Origin of the sequence: Trinickia sp. (genome assembly GCF_051961175.1) — a bacterium.
Classification (GTDB): Bacteria; Pseudomonadota; Gammaproteobacteria; order Burkholderiales; family Burkholderiaceae; genus Trinickia.
Window position 1 is genome coordinate 1 of the sequence record NZ_JBQCDN010000168.1, and the last position, 6,322, is coordinate 6,322.

General features: G+C 62.3%; 6 protein-coding genes. 5 read left to right on the top strand and 1 reads right to left on the bottom strand.

Annotation, left to right across the window (positions count from 1 at the left end):
• Positions 1–810 (bottom strand): TonB-dependent receptor (locus ACTHL0_RS09700; protein ID WP_440566517.1); only part of this gene is annotated, 810 nt, incomplete at its 3' end.
• Between the two features lie 620 nt (positions 811–1,430).
• Here ACTHL0_RS09700 and ACTHL0_RS09705 point away from each other — a divergent pair.
• From ACTHL0_RS09705 to ACTHL0_RS09725, 5 genes are all read left to right on the top strand, one after another.
• The gene (locus ACTHL0_RS09705; protein ID WP_440566518.1) at positions 1,431–2,384 is read left to right on the top strand and encodes an ABC transporter substrate-binding protein; all 954 of its coding nucleotides are present in this window, start codon (positions 1,431–1,433) and stop codon (positions 2,382–2,384) included.
• Positions 2,385–2,461: 77 nt separating this feature from the next.
• Positions 2,462–3,259 (top strand): ABC transporter ATP-binding protein, encoded by a 798-nt coding sequence (locus ACTHL0_RS09710; protein ID WP_440566515.1) that lies wholly within the window; start codon positions 2,462–2,464, stop codon positions 3,257–3,259.
• A gap of 68 nt (positions 3,260–3,327) precedes the next feature.
• The gene (locus ACTHL0_RS09715) at positions 3,328–4,152 is read left to right on the top strand and encodes an ABC transporter permease (RefSeq protein WP_440566519.1); all 825 of its coding nucleotides are present in this window, start codon (positions 3,328–3,330) and stop codon (positions 4,150–4,152) included.
• 111 nt (positions 4,153–4,263) lie between these two features.
• The gene (locus ACTHL0_RS09720) at positions 4,264–5,634 is read left to right on the top strand and encodes a sensor histidine kinase N-terminal domain-containing protein (RefSeq protein ID WP_440536197.1); all 1,371 of its coding nucleotides are present in this window, start codon (positions 4,264–4,266) and stop codon (positions 5,632–5,634) included.
• A 4-nt stretch (positions 5,635–5,638) separates the two neighbouring features.
• Positions 5,639–6,313 carry a response regulator gene (locus tag ACTHL0_RS09725; RefSeq protein WP_440566516.1) on the top strand — a complete coding sequence of 225 codons (675 nt, stop codon included), beginning with the start codon at positions 5,639–5,641 and terminating at the stop codon, positions 6,311–6,313.
• Positions 6,314–6,322 lie beyond the last annotated feature (9 nt).

Consider the following 6,322-nt stretch of genomic DNA (forward strand, 5'->3'; position numbering starts at 1 on the left):
GAGGCCGTTTGTCACTGCATGGCTGTATTTCGCATCGATGAAGCTGTGCGTATCGGTCGTGCTTTGCGGCGTGTTAAAGACAGACTGATAGGGGGAGGTGGGAGCGCCCTTGGTGCGATTGCCGTAGCCCGCGCTGATTTTGAGGTCGCCGTAGGCAAACTTGGCGAAAAAGTTCTGCGCGCGGTCGTAGTCCAGATGGTGTGCGACGCCGTTGTTTTGATCGGGCGTATCGAATTCAGGATAGTAAAGATCCTGCCCGTCGCGCACGAAGCTCGATGCCGACAGCACGAGGTCGGTCCCGCCGGCGCCATGCCAGCCGTAGGTCGCCCGCGCGCGCTTTTCGCCGAAGCTCCCCGCGGCCGCTGCCACCTGCGTGCCGTCGATGTCGCTGCCTTTCCGGGTCACGACGTTGATCACGCCGAACAGCGCATTCGAGCCGTAGACGGCGGAGCCGGGGCCCGGCACATATTCGATGCGCTCCACAAGATCCATGTCGAGCGGAAAATCGTCGCCGATGGGCGCCTGATCGTAGACGGAGTCATTCACCCGCATCCCGTCGATCAGCAGCAGGAAGCGGCTGTTGTAGTCGCCGGGCCGCTGAAAGCCGCGGCCGCCGAGGTACGAATAGGTTCGGTCGTACGAGGTGTACAGGCCGGGCAGCGAGGCGAGGGCGTCGGCCAAGGTACGCCAGCCGAAGGCCTGGATGTCCTTGGCCGTCAGGACGACGACAGCCGCCGGCGCATCGGCGACCGACTGACTGAACAAAGTGGCAGTCCTCACCTTCACCTGCATCAGCGCTTCGAGCGGCATCGACGCGAGATCGCCCGGCGAGCCGATACCGGCCGCATCGGCTGGCGCGGCGTCGACGCGGCTTGCGGCGACGAGCATCGACAGCGCGAGCGCAAGGCGGCACAGCGGGTGCGGGTTTCTCCCGCGAGGGAAGTGTTCCAAAAGCATGGAGCAAAGGAGGACGACAATGTTCGTTCTAATATGTGCCTGCCTCTTTATCGGCTGAGGAATGTAAAGCTTGAGGGGCGCTCGCCCCAGCTTGACGAAGGCTGCCGACGCGCGCTATAGGCCGACGGCTGGGGCTGAGCCGCATACGTTTGCGAGGCGTGGAACGAGCGGAGGAGGAGGGTGATGAAGTAAGAGCGACTTGAATGACGACCGGGACGAGCGCGCCGCGGCTTGGACGCGCTCGTCAGAGGAATGCACGCTGGCCGGCGCGACGCCCAGATAATTCGTCATGGTAATCCCGGATATCGCGCCCTATGCTGTGAAAGGCTCGGGAAGGATTGCCGCACCTAGAATCGCTTCATCGATGCAAACCCGGCGCAACACCGCGCCGACATAAATGAGGAGACACTCGCATGCACCCGACGTCGCGGAAAATCCGCAATTTCGCTCTCGCTTCCGCCTTGCTGTTCGGCATGGCATCACATGGTGCGATGGCCGCAGACAACGGCAAAGTCACGATCATGGTCGGGGGGATTACAAAACTCATTTATTTGCCGGCCAAGCTGACCGAGCAATTGGGTTACTTCAAGGATGAAGGGCTCGATGTCGAGCTGCTGTCGCAGCCGGCCGGCGTCGACGCCGAAAACGAACTGCTGGCGGGCGCCGTGCAAGCCGTCGTCGGCTTCTACGATCACACGATCGATCTGCAGACGAAGGGTAAGGACGTCAAGGCGATCGTCGTGTTCGGCCAGGTCCCGGGCGAGGTCGAGATGGTGTCGACCAAATCGGCCGAAACGATCAAGTCGATGGCCGACGTCAAAGGCAAGACGCTCGGTGTGACGGGCCTGGGCTCGTCCACAAGCTTCCTCACGCAATTCCTGGCTGGCCAGCACGGCATCACCTCGTCGCAATACACGATGCTGCCGGTGGGCGCCGACGCGAGCTTCATCGCAGCGATCAAGCAGTCGCGCATCGATGCGGGCATGACGACCGAGCCGACCGTCTCCAAGCTGCTGGCCACGGGTGACGCGAAGGTGCTGGTCGACATGCGTTCGGTCGAGGGCACGAAGGCGGCACTGGGCGGCACCTATCCGGCATCGAGCCTGTACGTGCAATCGGCTTGGGTCGATACGCACAAGGATCAAGCGGCGAAGCTCGCGCATGCTTTCGTGCGCACGATGCAGTTCATCCATACGCATAGCGCCGACGAGATCGCCGCCAAGATGCCGGCCGATTACCAGAAGGACAAAGCGCTTTACGTATCGGCTTTGAAGGCGTCGCTGCCGATGTACACGGCAGACGGCAAGATGCCTGCCGACGGTCCGGAAACGGTGCTGAAGGTGCTCTCGGGCTTCAACCCGTCGGTCAAGGGCAAGCACGTCGAACTCTCGAAGACGTACACGAACGAGTTCGTTGCCGCGAAGTAAGAATCACCTAGTCTCCCCCTGTCGTACCCCGGGCGCGCCAGTTTGGGCGCCCACCTCCCATCGCTTGGATTGCTCTGATGAACCACGCTGCTTCCCATGACACACCCGTCATCGAGTTCGACTCGGTGTCATGCCGTTTCATTTCGCCGGACGGCAAAGCGACGATCGCGCTGCGCGATTTCAGCATGTCGGTTGCCAAAGGCGAATTCATCGCCATCGTCGGCCCGACCGGCTGCGGCAAGTCGACGACGCTCAGCATGATCACGGGCCTGCTCCAGCCGACGACCGGCAGCGTGCGCGTCATGGGCAGCCCCGTTACGGGCATCGATCCGCGTATCGGCTTCGTGTTTCAGGCCGATGCTGTGTTCCCCTGGCGCTCGGTGCTCGACAATGTCGCCGCCGGCCCGCTGTTCCGCGGCCGCTCGAAGGCCGCCGCCTATGAAGAGGCGAAAGACTGGCTGCGCCGAGTCGGCCTCGAGAAATTCGGCAATCATTACCCGCATCAGCTCTCGGGCGGCATGCGCAAACGCGTCGCGCTGGCGCAGACGTTCATCAACAAGCCCGAAATCCTGCTGATGGACGAACCGTTCTCGGCGCTCGATATGCAAACCCGCACGCTGATGCAGGACGAACTGCTGCAGCTGTGGTCGGCGAACAAGGGCTCGGTCGTCTTCGTGACACACGATCTCGAAGAAGCCATCGCGCTGGCCGATCGCGTGTTCGTGCTGACGGCACGTCCCGCGACCCTGAAAAAGGTCTATGAAATCGACCTGCCGCGTCCGCGCATCACGTCGGAAATTCGCTATGAACAGCGCTTCATCGAACTCTCGCGCGACATTTGGCACGACCTGCGCGAAGAAGTGCAGATTGCTTGACTTTGAATACCGGAAAGACTGAGATGTCTACTATGGCTACTACCTTCGAACGACCCAAAGCGAGCCCGATGGAAGCGTCGCTCGCCGAAGTGGAAAAAGCGGCGCAGCGGCGGTTGCGCCATCGTCAAGCATTGATTATCGGCCTGCGCCTGCTAGTTCTCGTGGTCTGGCTCGGCGGCTGGGAGCTCGCCGGCCGGCTGAAATGGATCGATCCGTTCTTCTTCTCAATGCCCTCGCTGATCTTCGCGCAGATCCTCGATTGGTTCGTCAACGGCACCTCGCAAGGGCCGCTGCTCACGCAAGTGTGGGTGACGCTCGAGGAGACGGCGATCGGTTTTGCGATCGGCTCGGTGGCCGGCGTCATCTGCGGCGTCGTGCTCGGGCGCAATAAGTTGCTGTCGGACGTATTCAGCATCTATATCCAGGTTGCCAACTCGATCCCCCGCGTCGTGCTCGGTTCGGTGTTCGTGATCGCGCTCGGTTTGGGCATGGCATCGAAGGTGGCACTCGCGGTGGTCATGGTGTTCTTCGTCGTCTTCGGCAATGCGTTCCAAGGCGTGCGCGAGGCCGACCGTTATATGATCGCGAATGCGCAGATTCTGGGCGCGTCGAAGCGGCAATTGACGACGGCGGTCGTCATTCCGTCGGCGCTGTCGTGGATCTTGGCGAGCTTGCACGTGAGCTTCGGCTTTGCGCTCGTCGGTGCGGTCGTCGGCGAATTCCTCGGCTCGAAGCAAGGGATCGGCTTGTTGATCTCCACGGCGCAAGGCGCGTTCAATGCGAGCGGCGTGTTCGCGGCGATGATCGTGTTGGCCGTCGTGGCGCTGGCTTGCGACTACTTGCTGACCCGGCTGGAAAAGCGTCTGCTGAAATGGAGACCCGCTGCATTCTGATTCCGACGGATCGCGCCGGTCGGGCGCGATCGAGGCGGCAGGCTCATGCCGCGCCGACGCCGCGTGCGTCGACGCGGCATGAGCCACACTTCATTCATAGGGCGTCGGTCGATGATGCATAGTTTGCGCGCCCGCCTGCTGTGGTGGGTGTTGTTGCCGTTGGCGGCGTTCATGGTCGTGGCCGGTGTGATGGCTTACGATGCCGCTCGACAAACAGCCGATCTGCTGCAGGACAACGCGCTGCTCGCTTCGGCGCGCACGATCGGCGAGGACGTCGAATGGAGCAACGGCGAGTTGCTCGCGAACGTTCCGCCCGCCGCGTTGGAAATATTCGAATCGCCTTACCAGGATCACGTGTTTTACCGGATCGTCGCCGACGGCGATCGGCTGTTGGGCGGCACACCCGAACTCGCATTGCCGAGCGAGCATGCGGCCTATCCGGTGTTCTACGATACGACGCTCGACGATCAAGCGATTCGCGCAGTGGCTTACCAACGTCAGCTCTACAATGCCGGCGAGGCGCTGTCGGTGGTGGTCGTGGTAGGCAAGACGCAGGCGTCGCGCGCGGGGATGCTGGCGCAACTGTGGCATCCGCAATTGATCCGGCAGGGCTTGATGCTCGTGCTGGCCGTCGTGTTGGTCCTGATCGGCCTGACGAGCGAGCTGCGCCCGCTCATGAAGTTGAAGGACGACGTGGCCGATCGCGATCCGATGCAACTCGAGCCCGTGCGCGTCGATCACTTGCCGACCGAGCTGCGTCCGATCGTCGATGCGATCAACCAGTGCATCGCGCGTCTAAAGCTGCATACGAGTACGCAGCGGCAGTTCATTGCCGATGCCGCGCATCAATTGCGCACGCCGCTAACGTTGCTCGATACGCAGGTGCAGTGTGCGCGCCAATGCGTGGCCGACGAGCCCGCACTTTCCGATGCGCTAACGGGCATTCATCGCACCAGCCGCAAGATGACGGAGATTACGAATCAGTTGCTGCTGCTCGCGCGTGCGGAATCGGCGCCGTCGCCTGCGCCGAACGTGTCGGTCGATATGACCCAGGTCGTGTCGTCGGTGCTCGAGGAATCGCTCCTGGCTGCGCAGCGGCGCGACATCGATCTCGGCGCGGACCTGGAAGGCGATCTGCGGGTGGCGGGCAGCGAGCAACTGTTGACCGCGCTTGTGTCTAACCTCGTCGACAACGCGATCCGATATACGCAGGCGGGCGGCGCGGTGACCGCGCGTTGCCGACTCGCGGGAGAGGAGGTCGTTCTTGAAGTTGTCGATAATGGGCCCGGCATTCCGGCCGAAATGCGTGCGCACGTCTTCGAGCGCTTCTATCGCGGGATGACGGACGTGGAGGGAACGGGCCTCGGCCTCGCTATCGTGCAGCGCATTGCGCAGACGCATGGCGGAAGTGTCGGGGTCGCGCCGGGCAAGGGGCGGGTGGGGCTCGTGGCCACCGTGCGCCTGCCGGCATGGAAGGATTGAAACGATGAAGCTGCTGCTCGTGGAAGACAATGCCGAGTTGTCGCATTGGATCGTGAACTTGCTGCAAGGCGAGAATTTCGCCGTCGATAGCGTGCCGGACGGCGAAACGGCCGATGCGGTTCTGCTCACCGAGCGCTACGACGTGATCCTGCTCGATATGAGGCTGCCGCGCATGAGCGGCAAGGACGTGCTCGCGCGTTTGCGGCGGCGTGGCGACAATGCGCCCGTGCTCATGCTCACGGCGCATGGCTCGATCGACGATAAGGTGGATTGCTTCAGTGCGGGGGCCGACGATTACGTCGTCAAGCCATTCGACGCGCGAGAACTCATTGCCCGGATCAAGGCGCTGATTCGGCGCCAGGCGGGCGGCAAGTCGGTTTCGATCGTCTGCGGCGATCTGCACTACAACACGAACACGCGGGAATTCAGTCATCAAGACGTGCCGCTCGCGCTACGCCGGCGCGAGCATGCGATTCTCGAGGCGCTGATGCTCAAGCAAGGCAAGACGGTGTCGAAGACGGCGCTGATGGATAGCGTCTACAGCCTCGAAGACGAGCCGAGCGCGGACGCCATCGACATCTACATTCATCGGCTACGCAAGCATTTGACTCATTCGACTGCGCAAATCATGACGTTGCGCGGGCTCGGCTATGTGCTGAAGGCGAAGGACGGATCCTAAGAATCGGCT

Coding starts and splice junctions, on each gene's coding strand:
- ACTHL0_RS09705 (WP_440566518.1), top strand. CDS start 1,431: ATGGCATCACATGGTGCGATGGCCGCAGACAACGGCAAAGTCACGATC.
- ACTHL0_RS09710 (WP_440566515.1), top strand. CDS start 2,462: ATGAACCACGCTGCTTCCCATGACACACCCGTCATCGAGTTCGACTCG.
- ACTHL0_RS09715 (WP_440566519.1), top strand. CDS start 3,328: ATGGAAGCGTCGCTCGCCGAAGTGGAAAAAGCGGCGCAGCGGCGGTTG.
- ACTHL0_RS09720 (WP_440536197.1), top strand. CDS start 4,264: ATGATGCATAGTTTGCGCGCCCGCCTGCTGTGGTGGGTGTTGTTGCCG.
- ACTHL0_RS09725 (WP_440566516.1), top strand. CDS start 5,639: ATGAAGCTGCTGCTCGTGGAAGACAATGCCGAGTTGTCGCATTGGATC.